Genomic DNA, 26,113 nt, shown 5'->3' with positions numbered 1-26,113 from the left:
TCTAAATCACCAGATTTTTGCCATCCGCAAGACAAATCCCGGTAACTCTGGCTCGCCGCTGACTGTTTCAGGATTATCTAAGATTTCAGGTTCGCAATCGGGACGGTAGATGTAGACTTTTCTGTTTTTGCGATCGAGCAAAAAGCCGAGCGATACACCGTTCTCAATATATTCTTGCATCTTGTTTTGCAATCCCTTGAGAGTGTCACTAGCAGACCGCAATTCAATCACAAAGTCTGGACAAATCGGGGCGAATGAGGCTTTTTGTTCTTCAGTTAAGGCATTCCAGCGCTCTAGTTTAATCCATGAGACATCGGGAGAGCGAGTTGCTCCATTCGGCAAGGTAAAGCCTGCACTGGAGTCAAACGTTTCACCTGTGCCATCTTCTTCTGCCCAGTTCGCAAGTTGCTGAGCAATTTTAATGTTGCGATTCCCTGTATCTGAAAAGGCTGGTGACATGATAATGACTTCCCCACTGGCAGTACGCTCAATTCTTAAATCGCGATTAACTATACAGAATTCATAGAACTGTTCAACAGTCATCGATTGGATCGCAGGGAAATTGACCGTCAGTGGGACGCTTTCGGTTTGGATTAGCAGCGTCGTCATGGTTTTTCCTCAGTTGGTGCAGGGGTGATAGAATACCTTGAGCTTATCATATCTTAGCTTGGCGCTCGAAAGTCTTAGTCGATCGGGGAATCGGAGGCACGGTATCCGTTTTTGGGCTGGGTCAATCGATTTTAGATTTTAGATTTTAGATTTTAGATTTTAGAATTGAAGCATTTTTAGATTAAAGATTAAAGATTAAAGATTAAAGATTAAAGATTAAAGATTAAAGATTAAAGATTAAAGATTAAAGATTAAAGAATAGAAGCCTTGACCCAGCCCAAAAACGGATACCGTGCCACGTACTCCTGTCGTGGAAAGATAAAATTTTTAGACCCTAGTTCAAGATCCCAGATTTATCTGTGGGGTAAATCTAAAATCTAAAATCTAAAATCTAAAATCGACTGACCCCACGGATCAATTTGGGGGGCAAGTTTCATCGGATACAGGTTTTTTATTTCTGGACGGATGAATCCGGGGGCTTGTATCCCGGATGCTTGATTGTCAATAATCTTTTTTCCCAGTCAGCAAATAAGTAACCATGTATCCCTTGCCCTTAACTTGAATGGCGCCGCGCTTCTGAAAAGTATATTTATCTTTTAATATCTCGTAGGTTTCGGCGGTGACTTGAATGCAGCCGGTAATCCCGTGGGATTCCATGCGCGAAGCAATATTTACTGTGTCGCCCCAGAGGTCGTAAATAAACTTTTTTAAGCCGATAACGCCGGCAACGACTGGGCCACTGCTAATCCCGATCCGAATGCTGAAAGGTTCCGAATGTTCTAAACTTAGCAGCCGAATTTCGTGCAGCATATCGATCGCCATGTTCGCAACCGCCTCGGCGTGATCGTCTCGGGGCGTAGGCAAACCGCCGACAACCATGTAAGCGTCACCAATAGTCTTAATTTTCTCTAAACCGTGGCGATCGGCCAAGTGGTCAAAAGCCGAAAAAATATCGTTGAGCACTTTCACCACCGCCGTCGCTGAAATTCTCGACGAAAGCTCTGTAAACCCCACAATGTCGGCAAACATCACAGTTACTTCCGCAAAACTTTCGGCGATATTGTGTTCATTGTCCTTCAAACGCAGGGCGATCGCAGCAGGCAAAACGTTCAGCAGCAGTTGCTCGGATTTAGCTTGTTCGAGTTCCAACTGTAGGTAAGCAGCCTGCAACTGTTCGGCTTGGCGAATTCTTTCTCGGGCTAGCTTTTCGATTTGGGCGGTGCGGCTCAAAGCTGTCAGCATATATGTCACCGGAATCAGAGTCCACAGCATCCCCATCGTCAGAGTTCCCCAAGAGCGCCAGTGCTTGCGAATCCGGCGAATTTCCGGCGTTGCCGACACGTACATAGACCACTGGCGGCCGCTAATTTTCAGCCGCCTTCTGCAAGCTGTATAGTTCGGGCCTGGATTGTCAAGAATCGGGCAGTTTTGCATCAGCGCTCGGTCAGCAGCGGCTGATGCTGGAAGCACTTGTTGGCTCTCGGATTGGAACTGCACCGCAAATAGCTGAATTTGCCTCTCAGCAGGGAGATTTTTGAGAACCGGGTTGGCCCTTTGCGGTAACAGTGACGCTGCTTGTTGCTTGTCTGGAGCCTCGCTAACGAGATAAATATTGAGGTAGTCGGTATTGCGTCCTTTTAAAGAGGTTTGGAAAATATCTTTGCCTCGAAATACGCCCAGAACAAATCCTTGTAGCAGTTGGCGACGGGATTCCAGGGTAGTCGGTTTACTGCTGTTTTCGTAAATCGGAACTATGGCTAAAAGACCTAGTTCCGGGGAGTTGCCCTGAGTTAAGCCGATGTAGCTGGTGACAATCATTTCTCCTGTATCGCGCCCTCGATCGAGCGCGGCGCGGATTTCTGGGTGGGAGGCGAGGTCAAAGCCTAATACTATCTCGTTTCCGGCTGGTGGTTCGACGTAGAAAGCCGGGAAGTATTCGGAACGCTGGAGAGCCTTGCGGAGTTCTCCTCGCGGGCCGCGCTCTGTAATCTCGAAGCTGGGCTCTGTTTCGGTTCTAGCTTTGGTTTCGTAGTTGCGCCGCTCGGAATTGGGGACGCGGGGGGCCCAAGCCAGGAGTTGCAGGCTGGGGTGGACGGCTAGGGGACGGGCGACAAACCGGGCAAAAGAGGAACGCTCGACGGCGCTGAAGGCTTTCATGTAGTCGCTGAGGGCCAGAACAGTATCTAAGTCGGAGTTGAGCTGGCGTTCGATGCCGATCGAAATATCGTCGATGCGGCGCTGCATTTCGTAGTCGCGGCGCTTGTCTTCCCAGTCCCAAACCAAGGCGAATGCTAGGATCGACAGTCCGACACCCAAAGCCAGCGTCAACCCGGCTGGAATGTAGCGAGACCAGGATAAAGGTAGTTTTTTCAGCATAATTGCCTAGCGAATAAGGGCAGCAGATTAGCACACCGCTGAGTGGGATTTATTTCGGCCTCTGAGTGCGGTTAATTCAAAACCCTGATAACTCAAGCACCGACGGCAATTGGGAATTAAAAGTTAGATATGTAAACTTTTAGATTAATGGACGATCGCTCAGCAGGGGATTTCAATCCAGAATTCCGCTCCCTGTCCGGGCGCTGAGATGCACCGCAGGCTTCCCTTATGTTTTTCTACCACAATCTGATGGCTGATGGATAATCCTAAGCCGGTTCCAGCCCCTACGGGCTTGGTGGTGAAGAACGGGTCAAATAGCCGCTTGCGAACCTCTTCGCTCATTCCCGGGCCACTGTCGGCGATGCAAATTACAATGCGATCGCAATCACTGAGCTGGTTTTTACTGTGGCTTTTCATGCCAGCTTTTTTCATGAGGGTGCGAATCACGATTGTCCGAGGTTCCCGTTGATTTTCTAGAGCGTCGATCGCATTGCTGATAATATTTAGAAATACCTGGTTTAACTGACCCGCACAACAGTAAATTTTGGGTATTTTTCCGTATTCTTTAATAATTTCAATCCCGTTTTTTATACTGCTCTGATGCAATCTGTGCTGCAAGATTAACAGTGTACTGTCAATTCCTTCATGAACGTCTACCAACTTCATTTCTGATTCATCCAGTCTCGAAAAATTCCGCAGCGACAGCACAATATTACTGATTCTTTCTACTCCTACTCTCATGGAATTTAGCATTCGTGGCAAGTCTTCCTTCAGAAAATCTAACTCTAACTCCTTAACTTTTTCAGCAATCTGAGGTACTGGGGACGGATAGCATTCCTGGTAGAGACTTAACAGTTCAATTAAATCGTGAAAATAGTTGTATGTGTGAGAAATATTGCCGTTAATAAAAGTTGCGGGATTGTTGATTTCGTGGGCAATCCCAGCCACCATCTGACCCAGGCTCGACATTTTTTCTGATTGAACTAATTGGATTTGAGCGTGTTGTAGCTTTTCGTAGGCTTCTTGCAATTGGGCTGCTTGTTTTCTCAATTGAGATTCGGAAGCTTGGAGTGCGGCGGCGGAAATTTTGCGGTTGGTTATATTTTCAATCATCCCTAAATTGTAAATGGGTTTTCCTTCGCCGTCTCGAATCAAAGTAGCTGTCACGTTTACCCAAACAATTTTACCGATAGCGGTAATCTGGCGGAGTTCGATTTGATAGTGAGTAATTTCTCCCCGCTCCAGAGAATCAGCAACTTGGAGATTTTTTGGAGAATCTTCGGGATGTCCAAGTTCAATAAATGTTTTGGCGAGCAATTCGGCTGCGGTATATCCCAGCATTTCGCAGTAAGTTTTATTAACTCTCACTAACTTGTTATCATCTAAATTAGCTAAGTAGATAGCGATCGGTGCATCTTCAAAAATTGTGCGAAATAGTTCCTCGCTGGCCCGGACTTGAGCTGCTAGGGAAAGCCTATCGGTGATGTCTTCAAACGTAGACAAAATGCCGACAACATTGCCGGAATTGTCGTGTAAAGGTATTTTATTTGTATCCAGACAGCACTGGGTGCCGTCGGCTTGCATTTTGGATTCTAAGATGTGATATTCTGGGGTGTTGGTTGCCATGATGCGGCGGTCGCAGGCTCGAAAAAATTCTGTTTCTTCGGGCTTCCAGGGCATATCGAAATCGGTGAGACCGGCGATTTCACTGGGGTGATTGAAACCTGCGACTTTGGCAAAGTTTTTGTTGCCTCCCAAGTAAACTAAATCTCGATCTTTCCAGGCGATTAACTGAGGGATGTTATTGATTACCAACCACAGCATATTTTGGGATGTTTCCAAGGCTTCCGTGCGTTCTAGGACGCGCTTTTCAAGTTCTTGATTGGCTTGTTGCAGGGCGATTTTTGACTCGCTGAGGGCGATTTCTGCTAGCTTGCGATCGCTGATGTCGATTGTCACTCCCTCCCACAGTATATCGCCCCCCGGCTGCAGTTCGGGGCGGGCAATGCCGCGAATCCATTTCAGTTTTCCCGATCCGGTTACGATCCGCCCTTCATATATCCAAGGTTTGAGAGTTTCGCCGGAAACTGCGATTGATTCTAACAGATTGTTGAGGTCTTCAGGATGCACCGTTGCCCAAATTAAAGCGGAGTTTTCTTGAATTTTCTCTGGCTCTAATTCGTAGAGTTCCCAACAGCCTGAACTCACATAAATGAATTCATCGGAACCGTCGGGATGCAGCAAGTATTGATAAATCATTCCCGGCACATTGGCGGCCATTTTTTGAAATCTGGCTTCGCTTTGCCGCAGTGCTGATTCTGCAAGTTTGCGATCGCTAATGTCAATCAACACGCCGTCCCAAATAATGTCACCTTTTTCGCCCGGTTCTGGCCGGGAAGCCCCGCTAATCCACTTAATCCGATCGCCCGGAAAAACAAATCTGCCTTCCCACCGCCAAGGCTCTAAAGTTTTAGCTGAGATAGCAACTGATTCGTGGAAGCTGGGCGCATCCTCTGGATGAATCATTTCGATCGCGGGAATTGCTGAATTTTGGAGTACAAGAGGTTCTAATTCCCAGAGCTCGCGACAGCCGGAACTGACGTAGGGGAATGACACAGTGCCGTCTGCTGCTAACTGAAATTGATAAATCATTCCCGGAACGTTGGCGGCTAGTTTTTGAAACCTCGCTTCGCTTTGCCGTAGTGCGGTTTCTGCTTCTACGCGATCGGTAATATCGTAAAATGCCGATAAAATTGCGGCTTCGCCATTAAAATTAATCGCTCGCATCGACATTTTTACCCAAAAAAAACTGCCATTTGCTTTCTTGAGGCAGATTTCTTCGCGGTCTGCCAAGCCCTTTTGTTTGACTAATTCTATCAATTGACTGCGGTCATTGATATTGGCATAAAGTTCATTTTTTTTGCGTCCGATAAGTTGTTCGCAACTCACACCTAAACTTTCTCCGAGGGCAGAATTTGCATACAAAATTACGCTATCTTCTAGGCGCGTAATTGACATGGGAACGGGAGTCACAGTGGCGATCGCCCGCAATCTTTCTTCGCTTTCTTCCCTGGCTGTTTCGGCTGCTACTCTTTTGCTAATATCGTTCTGAACTCCGATAAAATGGGTTAATTTTCCCTCATTGTCTAGGATGGGGGAAACCATTAATTCGTTCCAAAAAGGAGTTTTGTCTTTGCGATAATTTTTGAGAACTACCTGAATTTCCGTTCCCGATCGTAAACTGCTGCGGAGTTTATCTAATTCGCTCTGATCGGTATCGGGGCCCTGCAAAAACCTGCAGTTGCGTCCAATAACTTCTTCGGTACTGTAACCGGTCAGTTTCTCAAAAGCAGGATTGCAGTAGATAATAGGTGTGTCAGGCCTGCGAGCATCCGCGATGAGGATGCTGTTGCTCGAAGCTGCGATCGCCCGCTCTAGGAGAGACAGGTTGAAAGAGTCTGTTGTCATCTGTAGCAATATTCACGCTCCTTCGGAGCGGACAGAAGAATAAAAAAATATAAACACCTGAAGCCATTCTTATTCTATAATCTTATTTTTAATTTAGCTTTCTTAACAAAGTCAGCAGCCCAAAAAAGTCGGCGTGGGAGACGACTAATACCATTTTAGGTGTGAGATTTTGGATTGGCAATGACTGATTCCATCATGGTGGGGATCGTGGGTCTACAGTTGCCTTCTTTTGGGAAATTAGTATCACCGAAGGCATGAGGCACTTATCCAGAAAACCGAAGGTGAAAATACCGAAGGCGGCAAGAAAACAGAAGGTGAAAATACTGATCTTTTCAAGTTTTTTTCTTCTCCTCCTTCCATCCGGCTCGCCAACCCTTTTAAATTGACAAGTTGATGCAAGAACCCTGAGCAGTTTTGCTGACTTCAATTCTGGCTTGAAAAGCTTCTTTCAGGTGGGGCATATGGGTAACGGTGAGGATGCAGGCGAAGTCGGAGGCGATCGCATTAATTGCAGCAATCAGCCGATCGCACCCTTCCGCATCCTGAGTCCCGAATCCCTCATCAATAATCAACATTTGCAAAGCCGTGCCCGCCCGCTGAGACAGCAGTCTCGCCAGCGCCAGCCGAATCGCAAAATTAATCCGAAAAGCTTCACCGCCCGAATAAGTTTCATAGGCGCGAGTACCGCGAGCATCAGCAATTAAAATGTCTAAAGTGTCAATCAACTTAGTTGCTTTTTTAGAAGCAGCCGCCCGCTGAGTAATAAATTGAACGTGCAATTGATTCGCGCTCAATCTCGACAATATCTGATTGGTTTCAGCTTCGAGTTGAGGCAAAACATTTTCAATCATTAAAGCTTGAATGCCGTTTTTACCAAATGCTTGACCCAGCTCTTGATAAACTCGCTGCTGGCGTTTGGCAACTTGCATTTGCTCTTTTTGAGCTACTAGCTGAACTTGCAGAGTTTCCAGATTTTGCTGCTGCTGCTGGAGGCGTCCGAGACTTCCCAAATGTTGGTCTAGCTGCTGGCGGCGGCGACTGATTTGCTGTTCGATCGCACTTATTCTGGCTGTGGGATCGGGATGTTCTTGCAATTGCTGGTTCATCGCTGCAGTTTGAGCGCTGACAGCTTGCAAATCTCGATCGCGCACAGCGATGGAATTTGCTATTTCATTAACCCGCTGCTGCACTTGCGGGTACTGCACAGTTGCCGATCGCAATTTTTCGGCGCGGGCGATCCAAAACTGCGATCGGCGCATTTCGCTGCGGACGTGTTCGTGCTGTTCCAAATTATAGCCAATTTCCGCAATGTATCTATCTAAAGATAGAATTTGCTGCTGTATTTCGGAGCTATTTTTTTGCTGTTCTAACTGTTGCTGTACTGTAGCTAATTGAGTTTGCAAATCCGGGCGGCGGGCATTAATTTTATTCAGTTTCTGCTGAGCGTCTTTGATTTGAGCTTGCTTAATTTCCGCCCACCGCAAGCGCTTTTCATCGCTGCGGGCGAGGGAGTGGCTGCGATCGCTGTAATTGAGCTGTTGCAGTTGCTGTTCGATTTGCTGAAGTTCGCCCAAATCCTCCGCTGCATACTCGCCGGTGCGTAACAACCGCTCTATTTCTGCAGCGTCTTGACGCATACTTTGCAGTCGGTTTTCATCTTGGCCCAGGCTATCTAATTGTGCTTGCAAATGACTGCGGCGTTCCCGCAATTCTTGGTAGGGCGCTAATTCCTCTTCTAGTTCGCGGTATTCATGTCTGAGGACTTGAATTTCGCGCTCGGAGACGGCCAACTGTTCGCGCACAACCCACAGTTGGTTCCAGATTTCCTGCTGTTGGGTGTGGTGTTTTGTGACTACTAAATTCCAGTAGTGTTCGTCTAAAGGTCGATCGCACAAAGGACAATTGCCAAAATTTGCATCCCGCACCATTAAATGCGAATTCGATGGCTCGTTTTCCGCAAAATTCGCGGCTTTACCTTCACCTGCGGTTTTTTCTCCTTCATGTTTCCGCAGGAGTTGCAGTTTTTGGTCGAGCTCGGCGAGTCTGGTTTGATAGTCGCGGCTTTTGGCTTGCAGGTTTCCTAGAAAGTCGTGCCTTTCTTGACCTTTTTCGCGGACTCGCTGCTGATAAACTCGCTTGTTTTCCAACTGCAAAATTTGATTGGCGATGGCCGAGATTTCCTGCTGTAATTGCGGCTGTCGCTTCTGCTGCTGAACTTGCACCTGTCGGTTGATTTCCTCTAAGCGGGCGGTTAAACCGGCGCGGGCGCGATCGAGCTTTTGTTGCTTTTGCTGCTGCTGTTGTAGCAGCGGCGAAACTTGCAGTTGCAGTTGCTCTAGTTCGTTGAGGCGCGATCGAACTGCTTGCAACTGTGCGAGTCCTTTGTCAACCTCCGGCTGCTGTTTGAGAATTTCCAGAACATCTTTTTCATCTTGTTCTAAAACCTCTAATTGAGCTTGCAACTGCTGAATTTTGCTTTGCAAAAAGCTCAGTTCTTGCCGCTGCTGTTCTTGCAATTGCTGGCGCTGATTTTGGGTTTGTTGGTTTGCCTTGAATTTGCCAGCCAGACTTTCTTCTGTCGCTTGCAAGCTGTGGAAATACGCGATGCCTGCTGTTATTTCCTTTTCTTGTTCTAGGAGGGCTTGTAGCTCATTTTGCTGCTGTTTGGCTGCGCTGAGTTCTTGCTGCAAGCGGCGGCATTCTTGAGTGATATTGTAGTGCTGTTGCTGGTGGCCGGCGAGGAGTTTTTGCCAAGTTTGCCGGTTGTGGTGCTGGAGTTGCAGTTGCTGTAACTCGGTTGTGTCGGCTTGCTGCTGCTGCTGAAGCAAATCGGTTGCTTGCTGCAATTGAGTTTGTTCGGAGGCGAGAGCCTCTTTTTGTTGCAGTTGCTCTTGTACGGTTAGCAAACTCTGTTTGAGCACTTCGACTTGAGCTTTAAATTGTTTGGAGGTATCCTTGGCTTGGTCGGATAAAGTATCGTAGGAGTCGAGTTTGAGCAGGTTGGCTAAAACTTGTTTGCGTTCGATCGGTTTTTTGAGCATAAATTCATCAGCTCGCCCTTGCCGCAAATACGCCGAGTTGATGAAAGTATCGTAATCTAGTTTAATGTGTTCGAGGATTTTTTGCTGAGTTGTTCTCAGCCCCTTGTCTGTGAGCGTGCGAAAATTCACCCCCCCCGCCCCCCCCTTACTAAGGGGGGGAGAAGAATTTAAGTTTTCTGGATCTTCTTTATTAAGGGAAGAATTCACTTCTTCTGGCTCCCCCTTACCAAGGGGGGGGAAGGGGGGGTTTGTTGCTACTTGAAATTCCAAACTTCCCGATTGTCCGCGCCGACGGTTGCGAATCACCCGGTAGATTTGGCCGCCGGTGGAGAAAGTGAAATCAACGCGCACATCAATTTCGCCGATATGGATGATATCGTCTTCCGTATCGCTGCGGCAACAGCCCCAAAGTGCCCAGGATATGGCTTCTAAGAGGGAGGATTTGCCAGCACCGTTAGGCCCGCAAATGCAAGCAGTGTGCAAGCCGCGAAAGTCTAAAGCAGCTTCGCGATAGCTGAGAAAATTTTTGAGTGTAAGTTGTATAGGAATCATTTAGGCCATCGCGCCATACAATCTATCTATAAATAACACTATTTGTACGCTGTTGCCTAGTTATTCAATCTAGATCCAGAACAATTGTCAGTGCTTCTGTAATTTCTTCCATAATTGTCTCGGACAGGGTTCCGAGTTGTCGGAGAAATCTTTGTTGAGAAACGGAACGGACTTGAAAAGCGTCGGCGGCGGAGAGTTTGGCCAAGCCATTTTCTGATGTCGGTTCGAGCTGCACCATCCAATCAAGCGGGGAAAAAAGATCGTTCCATGCTGTAATTGGAACAATTACTTTGAGGCGCAAATTTCCCACTTCATCATCGCTGACAACCACAACAGGTCTAGTTTTGCCGATTTCATCTCCCACCGTTGGATCTAGTCTGACGAGCCACACTTCGCCCTTACGCATTAGTTTCTACCCCTGCGCTCAGGTATTCTTCCTCTGAATCGAAATACGGTTCGCTGTCGGGCGACCACAAATCGTGCAGCGGCCCTCCTGGTTCATACAAAGGAACCGCTGCTTCGGCTGCGGCTCTGAGTCTCCGCTTTCTCTCAGCTTTGCGCTGGGCTTTTTCTTCTATTTCTTCGCGCATCATCCGCGAAGCTGTTTCGATGATTTCTAGGCGTTCTTCTGCTGTCAGATTTTTGAGTGCTGCTAAGATTTCTGTTTTGGTCACGGTTTTTTCGGGTGGTTGGTGAGAAAGTACGATCGATCCGGGAGCATCCCGATACTCGGCTACAAACGAGATTTGTGCGGTTTTTACTGTACGGGCTTGCAACCTTACGGGTAATTGTTGGGATTTTCAACTATCAAACCCTCACTTGTTGCTGCTGCATTCAGCTCCCCGTCAGCAGATACAAAAGTCATCGCAGGCAAACTGTTAGCTGTGCAAAGGTTATTTATGCCACAGCCTGTTGCTAGCTGCACAGCATCATAGCCTCGCAATCCGTAGGTTTCAGCTAATGCCATTGCAGAGTTAATAATGCTTTCGGTGAATTCTACAACCTGATACTAAGATTGTAGGTCACTCCTGAACTGATTGCACGCTGCTGTAGCATCTGTCGCATTGATACTTCGGCCGCGCGACCTTATGGTAATTGCAGCAACAATTTCAACACTTGTAATAGCAGCAATCAATATATCGTTGTTAAGTGCAGGATCGCACAAACTCAAAACCCATGCCGAACCTATTTCATTAATGTAGCGTTTGACCAGCGCACTGCTATCTACAAAATAAATTGTCATCTAGCGGCGTTCCTCAATAATTGTCTCAGAAACAGGCTTACCCTGTACCTGAATTAGTCGCCGTTCTGTTTGCTGACTCCCAGAAGAATGCTTGATTTTTTTTACTAAACCAGAAGTTAACAGCGCTTGGTGCAATTTTGTCCGTTGAGCAGTTTGTTCTTTCTGGGCCAGATATATCCCTATAGCGCGCTCTAGTTGCTGTAGTTCTAGCAGTTCCAGAGTGTCAAGCTGATTGAGGATTTTGTTGAAGATTCCCTGCGGCATAGGATTCTACTTTTTACGCTTGGCTAGTCTGTCTATTATACAACTATCAGACTTGCACACTGTCACGAATATTCCGGCTTTCTGGACTTAGATTGATGGCTGAAACGACCTATTATCCTTCATCGATCGGGCTTGTGCGTCCAGGACGAGTAAAGAAACCAGGTTTCTACGAAGATTTCCAACCCTACATTACCGCTCTGTGCTTGTGGCGCACCCTACATTGATCGCATAGACAGATTTTCCATCATCAAAAAGGGTTGACTGTATTCCTACAGCCAACCCCGCACATATTTATTTGTCCTGCGTTTGCTCAAACAGCAACACTACCGGGCAATATTCGGGAACGTATAGCCGACACCGACTAACAATCCCACTTCAGCTCCGTCTACAAAACCAACATTCAGTCCCGCTGTTGCTGTTAAATTTCTCGACAGCGGCACATCTACACCCCCCGAAATCAGGAAGCCAAAAGTACCGTCACCGCCGGTAGAAATTAGCACGCCAGCACCTGCATAAGGAGCCGCAGTAATCACAAAATCCTCGCTGACTTCGACGGCATCTTGAGATACAAAATCGAAGGTAACGGGAACTAGAAAAGCTAAGTTGTCGCGGAACAAAACAGTCGGTCTCACCGATAAATTGTTCGTCAAACCGATTTTGCTAATAATCGCAAATGAACCGTCGCCTAAAGCTGAATCTCCGCCAAAACCTAGATTGCCGCCAATGCCGATGTAGCTGGGCCCAGAACGAGTAGCTCGGCCTGGTCGGATTTGAGTTCCTTGAGCTACTTTTTCAGTTGGTTCCGAGACAGTTGCCGGTTTTTCAGCAACTTTCGGTTGGTTTGTCAAAGCTGAGGCGGAAGTGCTGACAGGATTGCTCAACAATTCTTGTGCTGTTTGGACTTCTTTTTCTTCCTTCGTTGCAGTTACTTCCAGATTATTGGTCTGGGCAACAATTGAGGTAGGTCGATCGCTCTTTTTGGCAGTCTCGACTGTTGACTGCACTTTGACACCATTATCAGCAATTTTAGCGGTTTCTTCCGACTTTTGGGTCTCAGCAGCAATGGATGTATTTTGCGCTGTTTCTGTCTCAGCAATTTCAGATGTTACTGCTTCCGATTTTTCGGGTGCAGCCATAGATACTTGCAAGTTGGCTGCCGATTCAGAGGCTGCTGGCTCTGCCACTTCTGTTAGTTCGCTCCAACTGATAGAATCAATTTTTTTATTACTAGCCGTTGTTTCTGCGTCGGGTTTAACTGCTGAAGTTGCCGTCGGCTCAGAAATTTGGTCAATATTTTGAGCTGCGATTGTTGCAGTTGTAGCGACATCGGGCAAGTTGCCAGTTTCAGCTTTCGCTGACATGGTACTGCAACAAACAGCTAAAGCTGCAAGATTTATTAACGCAAAAGTAGACTTGGAAAATAGACTATTCATAGAAACTCCTCAATGAAGGGTGTGTTAAAAGTGTAAGTGTTTGAGGGCGAACATCGAGAGCTTTGCTCAAAAAAGACACAAATATGAGTTGTGTTGTTCCTAGATTGCCATTTTACTGTTGAATAGTCAACTCTCAAGCTGATTAGATTCAAGAACGGACGGCGGGTTTAGAGGCTAATTTAAATTTACCGATCGATCGGCAAAAAATCAATCCTAGGGATGATTCCATCCTTAATCGTGTTTAATTGATGGGTCGATCGCGCGTCTCGCTTGCATTCTACAATACTGTACTTGGGGGCGCTGCACTCGCAGCCACGCCGGAAAAACCCGGTTTTTGAGGGCGCACCAGCTCGAAACCAAGAGACAGCAAGCTGTCAAAACAGTTTGGGCAACCCCGCCGCCCCAAGCAAGTGCAGTTAATACAACGCGATCGGCTGCTGCACAGTCCATGACAATTAATGTAGAATAATACCACCGATCCGAGAAATATTTGTGGCTCGATCGTGTCAAAATTACTGAATTTTATGAAAATTGTGTAAAATTTAGTGTTCTATTTGTAAAGTTTAGCCTTCGCTTTCGCTCAGGGTCTGACCATCTCACAACAGCACGCAACTAAACAAGTAAAAAAATACAAAGTATCTCATCTCAACCTGACTTTATGAGCAAAGTTCTAGTGATATTAGGCGAATTGAGCGATCGCGACATCGATTGGATGCTCGCCAACGGCACCCGCACCCAAGTCCTCCCCGGCACAACCCTGATCACCGAAGGTAAGCCCTTAGACGCCCTGTACATAGTTCTGGAGGGAACTTTGAGCGTTTCTGTATCATCTTTGGGCGACAAAGAAATTGGAAAAATTATTTCCGGGGAAGTGTTAGGCGAAATGTCTTTTGTAGACGGGAGGCTTCCTTCTGCTAGCGTCACGGCAATTGAAGAGTGCCTCATCCTGTCAATTCCCCGGCGACTGCTAACTGAAAAACTAGAGCAAGACGTGCTTTTTTCCCTGCGGTTTTATCGGGCGATTACCAAATTTCTGTCGTCGAGACTGCGGGGTACAGTCAAACGCTTCGGCGATGATAGTGATGGTTTAATATATGAAGATCCCGACGGCGAGGACGGGATCCCGCAAAATGTCGAAAATCCAGATTTGGCGGCATCGAGATTTCAATGGCTGTTGGAGCGTTTGAAGGGGAGTTGAAGGAAGAAGGAAGAGGGAAGAAGGAAGAAGGAAGAGGGAAGAAGAGAAAAGAACACCTCTTTTCAATTTCCAATTTCCAATTTCCAATTACAATTACAATTAGAAAACATATTTTTCAGCGACGCGCCAATAGCGAGAAAAACGCTTCAAATCAATGTAACCATCGTAGCGGACAAAGGGTTCGGGTGGCAAAACTTCTACTGGGTGCGATCGCTTAATTTCCCGGCAAATATCCTGAAATCGAGGACTGGGACTTTCGGTAGTTACCACTTGATTAGCGCCGGATTCGATCGCAAAAGCGATAACTTCGGCAGCCACATCGCCCCGCCGAATAACTACCGGCAACTCCAGCAAACATTCGTAAATAAACACCATTCGTTTGAGACTCAACTGCCATTCATCAATGAGCGCATCATCCCAAACCCAGATTGCCGGTGCCTGTGGGTGCGCTTGAAAAGCCGGGCCTTCAGGACTCAAGCAGTCACCGTGCAGCCAAATAATCGGATTGTTCATAAATTAGTAATTGTTAACTGTTGACTGTTGACGGTTGACTGTTGACTGTTGACTGTTGACGGTTGACTGTTGACTGTTGACTGTTGACTGTTGACGGTTGACGGTTGACTGTTGACGGTTGACTGTTGACTGTTGACAACTGACAACTGACAACTGACTACTGACTACTGACTTTTTAATTTCTGCGACCTTTTTTAGGCCGATCCCAACTTTTAGAACCGCCGCTACGATCGACCTTTTCTCCATGAGGAAACAACTTCCCTTCCAAATATTCGTAAGTTCCCTCAAAATCGCATTGCCCATACAGAGGACAATCGCGACAATAAACCGCCTTAGTGTAACGCTCCAAATTTTCCCGATTAAAAAAATAAGGTTTGTGACTAAAAGTGCTTGCTACCCACTGCCAAGAAAGATTATTGCTCGCCGGATCTCCATCTAGCAAATGTTGCAAAAACCAGCGAGCTCCGGCTTGCCAGCGCACGTGGCGCCAGTGTACGAGATAAGCGGCAGTCCACATCCGCTGGTGATTGTGCAAATAACCAGTTTCTCGCAACTCGCGGCTGAAACTGTCGATGCAAACCAAACCAGTCGAGCCCTCGACGACATCCTGCGGCAGAGTTTCGCTGTAATCTTTAGCAGTGTAACCAGTTTTGTAGGCTTCCCGGTCTTGCCAAATCCCGTTGCCCAATTCGGCATACAGTCGCTGCCAATAATCCCGCCAACCCAACTCGTTGACGAGTTTTACGGCTTCTTCTGGATGACGCACCTTCTCCAGTACGGCATCCCGGACTTCGGCAAGACTCAAAACGCCGTAGCGCAAATAGGGCGACAAGCGCGTTACCGCACCGTTGAGGAAATTGCGGGTTGAGGCGTACTTGCCGGGGTCAATTTGTTGCAGGGCTGTCTCGGCTGCTTTCCGCCCGCCTGGGGTTGGGGGTACGCTGCTGTCCCCGGCGGGGGCTTCGGGGAACTGTTCGCGCAGGTAGGCTATTAATTCGTCGCGGCTGGCAAATTCCCGCTTCATGTCCTGACTCATTCTTTTTTCAAGCACCTGCTATTGTTTCTTAATCTTAAAGCTATGCGATCGATCGTGCGGGTCGATGTCCTAAATTGCTTTTCACTCCTGGTAACTCACATCTTGCACCATTGTTAGCAACAGGCTTTTCGGCCTGTTCCACAAGAAAATTTATCTTTTGTGGAACAGGCATCTTGCCTGTTCATAAAGGCTAATTGAGAATGGTGCAATATCTCAGTGGTAACGTACAGTTTTCCCCCGCCGCAATCGATCGTCGGATCGCAGCCAAAATTAGCATCAAAGTTCAGTACACTCAGGGATAGATATAATACCAAAATCTTATGGAAACTTTTCCGGCGCACGCTCAAGCGATCGCCAGCTTAGCTAACCGACAGCAGCAAGGTACAAAACAACTGGAAAACAGCGAAGTTCAAGAGTTCGATCGAGCCATGATGCGCCGCTGCATAGAATTGGCTCGCCGTGCTCTCGGCAAAACCGCACCCAACCCCCTTGTCGGTTCTGTAATTGTCCGAGACGGCAAGATTGTCGGCGAAGGGTTTCATCCCGGTGCCGGTCAACCTCACGCCGAAGTTTTTGCGCTCCGGGAAGCGGGGGAACTCGCCGAAGGAGCGACTGTCTACGTGAACCTGGAACCCTGCAACCACTACGGCCGGACTCCCCCTTGTTCCGAAGCTTTAGTTAAGGCCAAGGTGGCAAAAGTAGTGGCTGGCATGGTCGATCCGAATCCTTTGGTAGCTGGAACTGGGCTAGCCCGGTTGCGAGAGGCTGGCATTGAAGTGGTGGCGGGAGTGGAAGGGGAAGCTTGCCAGAAACTCAACGAGGCTTTTGTGCACCGGATTTTGTACCGCCGGCCTTTTGGAATTTTGAAATATGCAATGACTTTGGACGGTAAAATTGCTACCAGTAGCGGCCACAGCGCTTGGGTGACAGGCGAGGAGGCTCGGAGCGAGGTACACCGGGTGCGCGTCGGCTGCGATGCTGTGATTGTTGGGGGAAATACGGTGCGTCTGGACAATCCCCTACTGACGAGCCACCAGCCTGATAGGAATAATCCCCTGCGGGTGGTGATGAGTCGCACTCTGGATTTGCCGAAGTCGGCTTGGTTGTGGGAAACCTCTGTGGCGGCTACTTTGGTGCTGACTGAGCCTGGGGTTAACCCGGAATTTCAGGAATTTTTGATCGCAAAAGGGGTGGAAGTTGTGGAATTGTCGCCGCTGACGCCGACTAATGTTATGGGTTATTTGTACGATCGATCTTTTCTTTCTGTACTCTGGGAGTGCGGCGGCACTTTGGCCGCGAGGGCAATTGCTGAGGGTGCAGTTCAAAAAATTATGGCTTTTATTGCTCCTAAAATTGTCGGTGGCCAAGGAGCTCCAACTCCTGTGGGAGATTTGGGCTTTTCGGCAATGACTGAGGCTTTGACTTTAGAGCGGATTTCTTGGCGCGCGGTGGGTGCAGATTGTGTGGTAGAAGGCTATTTAAAAATTAAAGATTGAAAGTTAAAAGCGAGTCTTTTGAGTTTTTGATTTTTAACTTTTAACTCCTTTTATGGTGGAAATTCTGATTTGGAGTTTGATGATTGGCAGTCTCGGCTTGGAGGCTGCGCTTGTGGGTCTTTTGGTGAACCACGAGCAATTGGATGCGGGGCAAAAATGCGATGAGGATGAGGAAGTTTTGACTCGGTACGAATCTCAAGAGGATAATTTTAATACGCCTGAAAATGCGCGAGCCAATGGCACTCCCCAATCTGATCCCAATTCTGTTGATTTGACGGTTTGGGAGTACAAGATTGTGCGGGCTAGCAACGATTTGTTCCGCAATCCTGCGATTTTTCAGAAGCTATGCCGGGAAGAGGCGGAAGTTGGCTGGATTTTGCTCGAAAAGCTAGACGACAGGCGGGTGCGGTTCAAACGTCCGATCGCGCTGCGGGACGCGCCGATGCCTAATTTACCACTGTTTGACCCTTACCGCACTCATTACGGCCCGCTCTCGAATGCGATGACTTGGGCTGCGACGATCGTGTTTCTGAGTGCGATCGTGCTTCCTGCTATTTTGGGCTATGCTTTGGTGTCTACTACTCTAAGCAGAAGTCGCTCTAATTGGCCTCCGGCACCTGTTCAATCTTTGCCTTCTCCCAGCGGGCCAGAAACTAATAATTGAAAGATCAGCCCAATGGAAGATAGAAGATGGAAAAGAGAATTGTTTGTTTTAATATCAAGTACGGTCAAAAATTTATAATTAGGTTTGTAGTGAGGGCTTAAGTCTTCTCTTCTCTTAAGAGGATGACAACAAACAATTATATTATAAGTCATTAACCGGACAGTATCTAACTGACAATCCCGCAGAATTATTTAATTATAAATTTTTATTTAATTCTGCATTCGGTCTTCCACCTTCCTATTTTGGCTGCCTTCGAGTGTAAACCCTCATGTCATAGAAGCGGCGTGGGAGAAGGAGCGGAAAGCAATCTCAAGTCATAATTTGTATCGCCTTGAAATTGAGAAACGCGGACAAAATAAGTCCCCGCAGGTAAAGCCCCATTGCTGACAATTGTTTCTGATGCCGTGCCTAAATTGTTAGACGAAGCAATAAAATCCTCTAACCCAACTGCGCCGTTGCCGTTGAGATCCTGAATTAATTCTACATCAACATCTGCACTCAAACCGTCAATAGTTACACTGAAAAGGCTGGGAGTATTGAGGATAAAACTGTAAATGTCGGCTGGTTCTGCATCTCCCACAAAATCGCTCGCCGTTTGAATTTCTCCCAGAATACCCAGGCTTTTTGCTACGTTCAAATTGTCTGCGGTATCGGGGAGAGTGCTCAACAGTCCTTCTTGTTGACCGAATTGAATGTAATGGCCGATCGCACTTTGAACTGCGCCGCTTTGAACGGCTGCTGCTACCAGCGGATATTTTTCTAGATAAAAGCTGGGATCGAAGAAAACGCTGGCTTTGCGGTTTTCTAATTGACCGGCTTTTAAATAGTGTTCAAAGGCGGTAAATTGATTGGTTTGGACTGCTGTCTGAACGTCTGGGTTGCTTGCTAGATAGAAACCAACATCGAAAAAAGGATTGGGGTTGCGTCGTTCAAATTGACCGAATCTAATAAAGTGATCGGCTGCTGAAAAGCCGTTGAGTTTGGCTGATACCGCTACATCTGTATTGGTGTCTAAATAATAGCTGGCGTCGAACAGGGCATTCGGGTCGCGATTTTCAAATTTGCCAATTTTTCGGTAGTGATCGAAGGGACTCGATACCGTGCCTCTGGCAACTGCTACGGCGACATCTGGGTTGTTTTCGAGATAAAATTTCCTGTCGAACAGTGTTCTGAGGGTTAGCATTATTAAAAAAATCTCTCTGGGCTTTAGTCTGGAAAGTGCACGATCGAGAATCCAGTTTACATCAAAGTTTTGTTTTGTGAGGATGTCTTAATTATGGCTAAGTCTGCACTGATGGCTATGCTGCGCCGCGCTGCGAGTATTGCCCAGAAATCAAGGGAAACGGGCATTCCGGCTGATGAACTGCTGGGGATGCTGAGCGTGAAGCGAAGCTATCCCGTAGGGAATCGCATTCCTAATTCTGCCATATCTCGTCGCCAGTTGCTGCACGGGGGTTTAGCTGCTGCGGGGGCGGCCGCTGCTGCGACTTTTACCAGGGATGGAGGGGGAGCTTTTGCTCAACAGGGCGGACGATCGCCGATTTTGGTTGTGGGTGCAGGGATTGCGGGTTTGACGGCGGCTTATCGCTTGGGCCAAGCGGGCGTGCGCGCCGATATAATCGAGGCAACTAACCGCGTGGGGGGGCGGATACGCACGGTTCCCAAGGTGGCTGGAACGCTAATTCCGGCGGATTTGGGGGGAGAATTTATTGACACCGGTCATACTAATTTAATCTCGCTGGCGACGGAATTGGGTTTGCGGGCGATCGACTTAGCCCAAGTGCAGAGTGGACTGGTGAAGGATACTTTTTTCTTTGAAGGACGGCGCTTTTCTCTTGAGCAATTAATCGCCGATTTTGCGCCCCTAGCTAGTAAAATTAATGGAGATTTGGCCGCTATTGGAGATAACATTAGCTATCAAGATTTTACGGAAGCAGCGGAAAGATTGGACAATCTTTCGATCGCTGAATATGTAGACCAAGCTGATACTAGCACTATTGTCCGGCAGTTACTCCGCATTGCTTATACGGGAGAATACGGTCGAGATCCTGAAGAACAGTCGGCGTTAAATCTGCTTTTTTTAATCGGTGCTGAATCTGGCAGTTTTGAATTGTACGGCAACAGCGATGAGCGTTATCAAATTGACGGCGGCAACAGTCAAATTATCAACAGTTTAGCCGGTCAATTATCTGGTTCGATCGAGGCGGGGACGGTTTTGGAAGCGATTACTCTTTTGCCGGATGGCCGCTATCGCGTAAATTTGCGATCGGGACAAAGCGCCTTCGATCGCACTTACGAGCGAGTTTTGTTAACTTTGCCGTTTAGCACTCTGCGAGACGTTAAAATTAACGTACCTTTGCCACAACCGAAGCGTAGGGCGATCGAGCAATTGGGTTACGGTACTAATTCTAAGTTAATTACTGGCTACCGCAGCCGAATTTGGCGGGAACTTTATCGATCGACAGCTTCTGTTTATAGCGATTTAGGATTCCAGAGTACCTGGGAAGCTACGCCTTTCGCCCCTACTCCTAACGGTTTAGTTACTAATTTTACAGGAGGAAAGCAGGGTTTGTCGATCGGTGCGGGAACTCCAGAAGACCAAGCACAAAGATTTTTAAACCAATTTGAAAGAGTTTTTCCCGGAGTGAGAAATTTGCGATCGGGCAAAGCTGTGCGAGCTTATTGGCCGGGAGAACGCTTTTTCAAAGGTTCTTATTCCTGCTATTTAGTCGGACAGTGGACGCAAATGTACGGCGTTGAAGGCGAACGAGTTGGCAATTTATATTTTGCCGGGGAACACACTTCGCTGGAAAATCAAGGTTACATGGAAGGCGGTTGTGAAACTGGACAAAGGGCGGCTTTTGAAATTTTGCAAGACTTGGGTTTGATACCTTCTGCTAATGCTTTGAATACTCGAACTGCGAGCAGTTTGAACAGTCCCCGTCCGAGCCGAAAAATTCCCGGAGCGCGGAATCTTGGGAATAGAAAGCCGAGTATTAGATAAGCTCGTAAGGTGTACATCTAATTCTTGTTTGCCGTTGCTCCTAGCCCGTGCATCTAATTCTTGTGGGGAGTAGGGGTTGGGCTTCTAGCCCGCCCCAAAATACAATTTAGATGCCCAACAGCTTATGGCGTACAACTTATCAAATAATCTCGTCCGGGTTAATTCCCCGATCGCGCAAATATTCAGCCAGTCGTTCGGCCCGTTCACGTTCGCGATCGGCCCGCTGGCGTTCTGCTGCTAACTGTTCTACACCCCATAAAAGCAGATTTCCTGCTTCATCCCACCAGCGCAACCAATAGCCTGAACGTTGTTCTTTCTCCCCCCGCCACGTTCCTAAATACAAACCAATATCTGCCATCCAGTGGCGACCTTCCGCGTCGGGAAATTCTAATTCGTAGTTGCCATTTTGCAAGCGATATACTTCCAGCAAGCCAGTTTCTGGGTCAAAAATGATGTAAGTTGGTACTTGCAGAATTTGTTCGTAAAAAAACCACTTTCCCGGAGGAAAAGTACGTTTTACAGAATATTCGCCGCCGTCTGTTTCCGACAAAAATTCCATGACAATGGTCGGGATTTCTCCTTCCAAGTTTGGGGTATAACTTTTGCGGTCTCTTCTCGATTCGGCAGGCAGTACCGACGGTACATAAACCCAATCTGGTGCTTTGATGACTAACTCGCCGTTGACAGTAGCGCAAATGCCAAAGTTGCTGGCTATCAGCATTCGTGACCCGATAAATCCTCTCAGTTCTAAGATTTCTCGCAGTGCACCAGCAATTAGCGGTTGACCTGTATTCTCCACTGGTTTTTCTTCTAATTGGAAGTCGTCGGGCAACTTCTCCCAAGTTACGATCAGTTCTAACGTTTTTTGTCCTGGGTTATTTTGAGTAACGACCATGACTTTATTTTCTAAATTGTGATGTCTTATGATAGCATAATTTAAATAGTTGACAGTTGACAGTGAGCTTTTTAGATTTGTAGGTTGGGTTGAGGAACGAAACCCAACACATCCTTGCCGCGAAAAATTTGGGTGGAGTGAAACGGAGGGTTAGTTCATTCGTGTCCAAGCTACGCAATCTCATTTTTATAACATTAACTGAAACCTATTTATATATAATAGATATGTAAGCGGAAATTTTAGGTAAACTATTTAGTAAAATTAACTTGAAAAAATCCTGAATAAATATGAACATTTTACATTTAACCGTAGCTTTATCGAGTTTGCTAATATCGCCGATATCTGCTCGTCCTTTGCTGGCAGACGCTACAAATACACTGGCTCAAAATTCACCAGTTGATGAGCCGTTTTGCTACATGAAAACCCCCGACGGCAAAACAGTAGACTTGGGCAGATTGTGCGATAAACAGCCAGCATCTGGAACTGCCAAAACTTGCATTCCCGGTTCCAACATCGCTGCAAAAGTGTCAATCGCGGCGGCCAATTATGACGGCAACTTTTTCAGCGGTCAAGTGCTTAATCGAGGCTGCAAAACAATCAAGAATGTCAAAGTCAATTATGAAGTTTTGGACGAGTCAGGCAATTTAATTGACAACGGATTTATCTACTCTGAACCAGTTACTCTTGCACCCGGACAGTCAGCCGCCTTTCGGGGCGAAGTTGTCGCGGGGGCTAAGGTAGTAGCTACTCATGCAGACGCTCAAGAATGATTGTTGAGATTTGTCCGATCGCTGTTATCATATTCTGGCTCCGATATCTCTATGACTTACGCAATGAGTGACCCAGAGATCCCCCTAAATCCCCCTTAAGAAGGGGGACTTTGAATAATAAATAATCTTGTCCCCCCCTTATTAAGGGGGGTTAGGGGGGATCGAAGTTTGAATATTCTTGCATAGATCCCCAAAAACAGAATTTGCGAGGGCAAAATATCTTGAAAACTCGATCGACATACTGGCAAATCTTACCCTACCTCCGTCCCCAAAAACAAACCATCGGTAAAGCATTAGCTTGTACCGTAGTATTTACCATATTTTGGCCAATTATAGCGTGGCTAGTTGGCGAAACCGCCAAATTTATAGGTAAAGGAGATTTACAAGGGTTCGCTCAAATTGCGGCACTCAGCGCCATTATCTTTCTAATTCGCGGTACAGCCCAGTACGGTCAAGATACACTGATGGCCAAAGCTGCTTTGACTATTGCTTTAGAAATTCGCAAAAAAGTCTACTCCCATCTTCAAACTCTCAATATCGGCTACTTTGAAACCGCCAAAACCGGAGACTTATCCTACCGCCTCACCGAAGATATTGACCGCATTGGCGAAGTAGTAAATAAATTTTTTCATCAGTTTATCCCTTGTGTTTTGCAGCTAATTGCCGTCATGGGATATATGATTTATCTCAACTGGCAATTAACCTTGGGTGCATTAATTATTGCACCGCTGATGGCTATTTTAATTGGCTGGTTTGGCGAAAGATTGCTGAGTTATTCACGCCAAAGTCAAAATCGCATCTCTGATTTATCCGCTTTGCTGACAGAAGTATTCAGCGGCATTCGTTTAATCAAAGCATTTGTTGCTGAAGACTACGAAATTGCCCGCTTTGCAGAAGAAGCAGAACAAAACCGCCGCGCTAAGTATTTGTCAGAAAGAGTAAAAGCACTTCAGTTCGTTGTAGTTGGCTTTCTGGAAGCGATGAGCGTGATTTTGCTCTTTTTCCTGGGAGGTTGGCAAATTTCTCAAGGAAATCTCACAGGTACTCAATTTATCAGTTATATCGCAGGGGTGGCACTTTTAATTGACCCCATTGCTATCACAACTGCTAATTACGGAGATTTTAAGCAGGGAGAAGCTTCTAGCGATCGCATTTTTGAATTATTAGCAATTCAACCAACAGTAGTCGAAAAGCCTGGGGCAACTGAACTTCCCCACGTTACCGGAAAAGTCGAATACCGCAATATTAATTTTGCCTACCCCCCTCAACCCCCCCTTGATAAGGGGGGGCAAGGGGGGGTTCCCATTCTGCAAAACATGAGTTTGTTGGTGCTTCCCGGAGAAATGATTGCTCTCGTGGGCGCATCCGGTGCGGGTAAAACTACTTTAGTAAACTTGTTACCGAGATTCTACGATCCGCAAGCGGGACAGATTTTAATTGACGGTATTGATATTCAAGATGTCACCTTAAATACTCTGCGGCGGCAAATTGGAATTGTACCGCAGGAAACTATTCTTTTTTCGGGTACGATCGCTCAAAATATCGCTTTCGGTCAATCTTATTATGAACTGAAAGATGTTCAAAAAGCTGCGGAGATTGCTAACGCTCATCAATTCATTAGTCAGTTTCCCGACGGCTATCAAACTTGGGTAGGAGAAAGGGGTGTAAATTTGTCTGGGGGACAAAAACAAAGAATTGCGATCGCCCGTGCAGTTTTGCTCGATCCGAGAATATTGATTTTGGATGAAGCGACATCGGCGCTGGATTCGGAATCCGAAGGTTTAGTGCAAGAAGCGCTGGAAAGATTGATGCGCGATCGCACGGTTTTTATTATCGCGCACCGCTTGGCTACTGTGCGGAGAGCCGATCGTATTTTAGTTTTGGAAAAAGGCAGAATTGTGGAATCGGGGACGCACGAGGAGTTGCTGGAAAAGGGATCTCGCTATGCTGGCTACTACGCTCAACAGTTTAGTCAGTAGGCTACTTTAGAAACCGGGTTTTTGGCCGTTTCTGCTGGCCTCAACCAAGTATTTTGGAAAAAACCCGGTTTCTGACCACCCGTGCATCCAGGACTATTCTTTTCGGAGTGCGATGGCACCCCCAACTAAGCTAAATAGGCGTTATTTTTCCGAACCTACTTCCGTTATTTTTAGACTCAAAACAGCCGAAAACCTTGTAAATTCGTGAAACATCCCTCAAATTAGGGGCTAAATGCTCAAATTAACTTCCGCTATTTTCCGAAACTGATTCCCTTATTTTGAAACAAGCAGCGATCCACTCTTCAGCTAGTGCGTAACTGCGGACTCTTGACCCAGAACCTGCTAAAACTGGATGGATCAAACTACCTTCAGTCCACTCAAGCAGCCATTCGCGGGCCGTCTTGTCAGAAATGCCAAACCAGGATGCAACATCTGAAACGTCGATGGCAAAAGGATTTTCCACTCCATCCAAAACCCTTGCCAAAAGTCGGGTGAGGAGTTGTTGAGAGCGACGTGGCAATGCTTCCCAGGGTAGGGCATCAGGAGAAGCGCCTTGATAAAGAGACTTAGCTTTAGCTTGCAGTTCATCGGCGGCACGAGCCATCGTCTCCACAAAGTAAAGCAGCCAGGGCGTGTGGTCTGGGTCGTGGCGACCTTCGTAGAAGTTCACCGGCAGTCCCATCTGCAACGAACGGTAATAGCGATCGCGATCGGCATTAAAATACTCATCAAATGAGAAAAACCCTCGCATTCGATAGCCGGAACGCCACAGTTCAGCAGTAGCCAATAGCCGTCCCGTGCGACCGTTCCCGTCGTTAAATGGATGGATACTGAGAAAGCGGTGCGTCAGAATAGCCGCACGGATAGGGGCTGACCATTCTGCTGCTGTCGTTGAAGATAGCCAATCGACTAATTCCCGCATCAGGGCGGGTACGTCCCCCGGTTCCGGTGGTCCGTAATCGATCGCCCGCGTGACTGTATCCACCACAGGGCATTCTGTAATGCGATACTCGCTTTTGCTACCCCGCCGCCCGCGACCGCGCACGATGACTATTCGGTGCAGTTCTTTGATAAATGCTTCTGTAATCGGGGTTTGGGCTTCTGCGAATTCTTCCACGCGATCGAGTGCCCGCCAGTAATTTCGGACTTCCTGTTCAGCATCACTTCCCGTGCGCGAGCTCCTGGCGATCGCCCGTCGCACCGCCGCTTCATCCAAGGGATTACCCTCAATCTGAGTAGAGCTGCGCGTACTTCTTTGCAAAGCATCGTGGCGCAGGCGTAGAGTCGTATCAGGTGGCAATGGTAACACCTTAATGACAGCACGGGCACCCTCGATGACTCCCAAATGCTTAACCAGATTGTGATTGTATGAGAAGCGGGGAATAAAGCTCATAGACTAATAGTTCTGAAGTTCGCGATCGATTTCTTCAACAGTTCTGGAAACGTGACGGCTGCGGATTTCTGTAAGCAATTCCAACACTTTACGCCGCCACGGAGGCTGTTCTGGTATAATCACAAAAACTTCAACATCTTCGCCCACCGATCCAGGCGGCACTTAAATTTCCAGTTTAT

Annotated in this window: 25 protein-coding genes; 6 read left to right on the top strand and 19 right to left on the bottom strand. The window is 47.1% G+C overall.

Annotation, left to right across the window (positions count from 1 at the left end; genetic code table 11):
- Positions 1-6: 6 nt before the first annotated feature.
- The 11 genes from QT990_RS18180 to QT990_RS18130 all read right to left on the bottom strand — a co-directional run bounded on the left by QT990_RS18180 (position 7) and on the right by QT990_RS18130 (position 13,496).
- Positions 7-609, bottom strand: a complete 603-nt coding sequence (locus QT990_RS18180) for a Uma2 family endonuclease (RefSeq protein ID WP_333465589.1) — start codon at positions 607-609, stop codon at positions 7-9.
- 501 nt (positions 610-1,110) lie between these two features.
- On the bottom strand, positions 1,111-2,985 hold the full coding sequence (locus QT990_RS18175; RefSeq protein WP_333141843.1) for an adenylate/guanylate cyclase domain-containing protein: 1,875 nt from the start codon (positions 2,983-2,985) through the stop codon (positions 1,111-1,113).
- A 159-nt stretch (positions 2,986-3,144) separates the two neighbouring features.
- Positions 3,145-6,453 carry a PAS domain S-box protein gene (locus QT990_RS18170; protein WP_333141841.1) on the bottom strand — a complete coding sequence of 1,103 codons (3,309 nt, stop codon included), beginning with the start codon at positions 6,451-6,453 and terminating at the stop codon, positions 3,145-3,147.
- A 377-nt stretch (positions 6,454-6,830) separates the two neighbouring features.
- Complete coding sequence (locus tag QT990_RS18165) at positions 6,831-10,046, bottom strand: SMC family ATPase (protein ID WP_333141839.1); 3,216 nt, start codon at positions 10,044-10,046, stop codon at positions 6,831-6,833.
- Between the two features lie 64 nt (positions 10,047-10,110).
- The gene (locus QT990_RS18160) at positions 10,111-10,452 is read right to left on the bottom strand and encodes a type II toxin-antitoxin system PemK/MazF family toxin (RefSeq protein ID WP_333141837.1); all 342 of its coding nucleotides are present in this window, start codon (positions 10,450-10,452) and stop codon (positions 10,111-10,113) included.
- Positions 10,445-10,822, bottom strand: coding sequence for a hypothetical protein (locus QT990_RS18155; protein WP_333141835.1), 378 nt, complete (start codon positions 10,820-10,822; stop codon positions 10,445-10,447). Before QT990_RS18155 ends, QT990_RS18160 begins: the two co-directional genes overlap by 8 nt.
- 2 nt (positions 10,823-10,824) lie before the next feature.
- Positions 10,825-11,013: a type II toxin-antitoxin system VapC family toxin gene (locus tag QT990_RS18150; protein WP_333141833.1), complete on the bottom strand. Its 189-nt coding sequence runs from the start codon at positions 11,011-11,013 to the stop codon at positions 10,825-10,827.
- 42 nt (positions 11,014-11,055) lie between these two features.
- Positions 11,056-11,289, bottom strand: coding sequence for a type II toxin-antitoxin system VapC family toxin (locus tag QT990_RS18145; RefSeq protein WP_333141831.1), 234 nt, complete (start codon positions 11,287-11,289; stop codon positions 11,056-11,058).
- A complete protein-coding gene (locus tag QT990_RS18140) occupies positions 11,290-11,553 on the bottom strand; it encodes a hypothetical protein (protein ID WP_333025420.1) in 264 nt (87 codons plus the stop codon).
- A 323-nt stretch (positions 11,554-11,876) separates the two neighbouring features.
- Positions 11,877-12,986, bottom strand: coding sequence for a hypothetical protein (locus tag QT990_RS18135; RefSeq protein ID WP_333141829.1), 1,110 nt, complete (start codon positions 12,984-12,986; stop codon positions 11,877-11,879).
- A gap of 231 nt (positions 12,987-13,217) precedes the next feature.
- The gene (locus tag QT990_RS18130; protein ID WP_333465588.1) at positions 13,218-13,496 is read right to left on the bottom strand and encodes a hypothetical protein; all 279 of its coding nucleotides are present in this window, start codon (positions 13,494-13,496) and stop codon (positions 13,218-13,220) included.
- A gap of 148 nt (positions 13,497-13,644) precedes the next feature.
- Between QT990_RS18130 and QT990_RS18125 the strand changes: the two genes are divergently transcribed.
- The gene (locus QT990_RS18125) at positions 13,645-14,184 is read left to right on the top strand and encodes a cyclic nucleotide-binding domain-containing protein (RefSeq protein ID WP_333103913.1); all 540 of its coding nucleotides are present in this window, start codon (positions 13,645-13,647) and stop codon (positions 14,182-14,184) included.
- 99 nt (positions 14,185-14,283) lie between these two features.
- On the opposite strand, the gene QT990_RS18120 is transcribed toward QT990_RS18125, so the two are convergent.
- Genes QT990_RS18120 through QT990_RS18105 form a run of 4 tightly spaced genes read right to left on the bottom strand, consistent with a single transcriptional unit; the run spans position 14,284 to position 15,905 of the window.
- The gene (locus QT990_RS18120; RefSeq protein ID WP_333103914.1) at positions 14,284-14,697 is read right to left on the bottom strand and encodes a hypothetical protein; all 414 of its coding nucleotides are present in this window, start codon (positions 14,695-14,697) and stop codon (positions 14,284-14,286) included.
- A 3-nt stretch (positions 14,698-14,700) separates the two neighbouring features.
- Positions 14,701-14,850 (bottom strand): hypothetical protein, encoded by a 150-nt coding sequence (locus tag QT990_RS18115; RefSeq protein WP_333465587.1) that lies wholly within the window; start codon positions 14,848-14,850, stop codon positions 14,701-14,703.
- A gap of 22 nt (positions 14,851-14,872) precedes the next feature.
- Entirely contained in the window at positions 14,873-15,733 is an 861-nt protein-coding gene (locus QT990_RS18110; protein WP_333103915.1) for an FAD-binding domain-containing protein, read from the bottom strand.
- 40 nt (positions 15,734-15,773) lie between these two features.
- On the bottom strand, positions 15,774-15,905 hold the full coding sequence (locus tag QT990_RS18105; RefSeq protein ID WP_333465586.1) for a hypothetical protein: 132 nt from the start codon (positions 15,903-15,905) through the stop codon (positions 15,774-15,776).
- A 148-nt stretch (positions 15,906-16,053) separates the two neighbouring features.
- On the opposite strand from QT990_RS18105, the gene ribD reads away from it, so the two are divergent.
- Together ribD and QT990_RS18095 are read left to right on the top strand one after the other, a co-directional pair.
- A complete protein-coding gene (ribD, locus tag QT990_RS18100; RefSeq protein ID WP_333465585.1) occupies positions 16,054-17,229 on the top strand; it encodes a bifunctional diaminohydroxyphosphoribosylaminopyrimidine deaminase/5-amino-6-(5-phosphoribosylamino)uracil reductase RibD in 1,176 nt (391 codons plus the stop codon).
- A 52-nt stretch (positions 17,230-17,281) separates the two neighbouring features.
- Positions 17,282-17,893, top strand: coding sequence for a hypothetical protein (locus QT990_RS18095; RefSeq protein WP_333465584.1), 612 nt, complete (start codon positions 17,282-17,284; stop codon positions 17,891-17,893).
- A gap of 271 nt (positions 17,894-18,164) precedes the next feature.
- Here QT990_RS18095 and QT990_RS18090 read toward each other — a convergent pair whose 3' ends face one another.
- Positions 18,165-19,076 carry a PPC domain-containing protein gene (locus tag QT990_RS18090; RefSeq protein WP_333465583.1) on the bottom strand — a complete coding sequence of 304 codons (912 nt, stop codon included), beginning with the start codon at positions 19,074-19,076 and terminating at the stop codon, positions 18,165-18,167.
- Positions 19,077-19,169: 93 nt separating this feature from the next.
- On the opposite strand from QT990_RS18090, the gene QT990_RS18085 reads away from it, so the two are divergent.
- A complete protein-coding gene (locus QT990_RS18085) occupies positions 19,170-20,897 on the top strand; it encodes an NAD(P)/FAD-dependent oxidoreductase (RefSeq protein WP_333141809.1) in 1,728 nt (575 codons plus the stop codon).
- Between the two features lie 139 nt (positions 20,898-21,036).
- Here QT990_RS18085 and QT990_RS18080 read toward each other — a convergent pair whose 3' ends face one another.
- A complete protein-coding gene (locus tag QT990_RS18080) occupies positions 21,037-21,792 on the bottom strand; it encodes a Uma2 family endonuclease (RefSeq protein WP_333141807.1) in 756 nt (251 codons plus the stop codon).
- A 287-nt stretch (positions 21,793-22,079) separates the two neighbouring features.
- Here QT990_RS18080 and QT990_RS18075 point away from each other — a divergent pair, with 287 nt between their 5' ends.
- Together QT990_RS18075 and QT990_RS18070 are read left to right on the top strand one after the other, a co-directional pair.
- Positions 22,080-22,562: an FxLYD domain-containing protein gene (locus tag QT990_RS18075; protein ID WP_333306936.1), complete on the top strand. Its 483-nt coding sequence runs from the start codon at positions 22,080-22,082 to the stop codon at positions 22,560-22,562.
- 221 nt (positions 22,563-22,783) lie between these two features.
- Positions 22,784-24,541: an ABC transporter ATP-binding protein gene (locus QT990_RS18070; protein WP_333465582.1), complete on the top strand. Its 1,758-nt coding sequence runs from the start codon at positions 22,784-22,786 to the stop codon at positions 24,539-24,541.
- Between the two features lie 241 nt (positions 24,542-24,782).
- Here the strand turns inward: QT990_RS18070 and QT990_RS18065 are convergent, their stop codons facing one another.
- Both QT990_RS18065 and QT990_RS18060 read right to left on the bottom strand, forming a co-directional pair.
- Positions 24,783-25,934 (bottom strand): Fic family protein, encoded by a 1,152-nt coding sequence (locus tag QT990_RS18065; protein WP_333287610.1) that lies wholly within the window; start codon positions 25,932-25,934, stop codon positions 24,783-24,785.
- Positions 25,935-25,937: 3 nt separating this feature from the next.
- Positions 25,938-26,096 (bottom strand): hypothetical protein, encoded by a 159-nt coding sequence (locus QT990_RS18060; RefSeq protein WP_333141798.1) that lies wholly within the window; start codon positions 26,094-26,096, stop codon positions 25,938-25,940.
- Between the last annotated feature and the right edge of the window lie 17 nt (positions 26,097-26,113).

Source organism: Microcoleus sp. T3_B1, from assembly GCF_036700445.1.
GTDB lineage: Bacteria > Cyanobacteriota > Cyanobacteriia > Cyanobacteriales > Microcoleaceae > Microcoleus.
The sequence above is the reverse complement of the archived record's forward strand: the minus strand, read 5'-3'. Positions and strand labels throughout refer to the sequence as shown.

Bases quoted from the DNA above. Each gene is read 5' to 3' on its own strand.
- QT990_RS18145 (WP_333141831.1), bottom strand. From the start codon at position 11,289: ATGACAATTTATTTTGTAGATAGCAGTGCGCTGGTCAAACGCTACATT.
- QT990_RS18140 (WP_333025420.1), bottom strand. From the start codon at position 11,553: ATGCCGCAGGGAATCTTCAACAAAATCCTCAATCAGCTTGACACTCTG.
- QT990_RS18165 (WP_333141839.1), bottom strand. From the start codon at position 10,046: ATGATTCCTATACAACTTACACTCAAAAATTTTCTCAGCTATCGCGAA.
- QT990_RS18125 (WP_333103913.1), top strand. From the start codon at position 13,645: ATGAGCAAAGTTCTAGTGATATTAGGCGAATTGAGCGATCGCGACATC.
- QT990_RS18120 (WP_333103914.1), bottom strand. From the start codon at position 14,697: ATGAACAATCCGATTATTTGGCTGCACGGTGACTGCTTGAGTCCTGAA.
- QT990_RS18080 (WP_333141807.1), bottom strand. From the start codon at position 21,792: ATGGTCGTTACTCAAAATAACCCAGGACAAAAAACGTTAGAACTGATC.
- QT990_RS18135 (WP_333141829.1), bottom strand. From the start codon at position 12,986: ATGAATAGTCTATTTTCCAAGTCTACTTTTGCGTTAATAAATCTTGCA.
- QT990_RS18160 (WP_333141837.1), bottom strand. From the start codon at position 10,452: ATGCGTAAGGGCGAAGTGTGGCTCGTCAGACTAGATCCAACGGTGGGA.
- QT990_RS18090 (WP_333465583.1), bottom strand. From the start codon at position 19,076: ATGCTAACCCTCAGAACACTGTTCGACAGGAAATTTTATCTCGAAAAC.
- QT990_RS18150 (WP_333141833.1), bottom strand. From the start codon at position 11,013: ATGGCATTAGCTGAAACCTACGGATTGCGAGGCTATGATGCTGTGCAG.
- QT990_RS18110 (WP_333103915.1), bottom strand. From the start codon at position 15,733: ATGAGTCAGGACATGAAGCGGGAATTTGCCAGCCGCGACGAATTAATA.
- QT990_RS18095 (WP_333465584.1), top strand. From the start codon at position 17,282: ATGGTGGAAATTCTGATTTGGAGTTTGATGATTGGCAGTCTCGGCTTG.
- QT990_RS18170 (WP_333141841.1), bottom strand. From the start codon at position 6,453: ATGACAACAGACTCTTTCAACCTGTCTCTCCTAGAGCGGGCGATCGCA.
- QT990_RS18065 (WP_333287610.1), bottom strand. From the start codon at position 25,934: ATGAGCTTTATTCCCCGCTTCTCATACAATCACAATCTGGTTAAGCAT.
- QT990_RS18085 (WP_333141809.1), top strand. From the start codon at position 19,170: ATGGCTAAGTCTGCACTGATGGCTATGCTGCGCCGCGCTGCGAGTATT.
- QT990_RS18175 (WP_333141843.1), bottom strand. From the start codon at position 2,985: ATGCTGAAAAAACTACCTTTATCCTGGTCTCGCTACATTCCAGCCGGG.
- ribD (WP_333465585.1), top strand. From the start codon at position 16,054: ATGGAAACTTTTCCGGCGCACGCTCAAGCGATCGCCAGCTTAGCTAAC.
- QT990_RS18180 (WP_333465589.1), bottom strand. From the start codon at position 609: ATGACGACGCTGCTAATCCAAACCGAAAGCGTCCCACTGACGGTCAAT.
- QT990_RS18075 (WP_333306936.1), top strand. From the start codon at position 22,080: ATGAACATTTTACATTTAACCGTAGCTTTATCGAGTTTGCTAATATCG.
- QT990_RS18105 (WP_333465586.1), bottom strand. From the start codon at position 15,905: ATGCCTGTTCCACAAAAGATAAATTTTCTTGTGGAACAGGCCGAAAAG.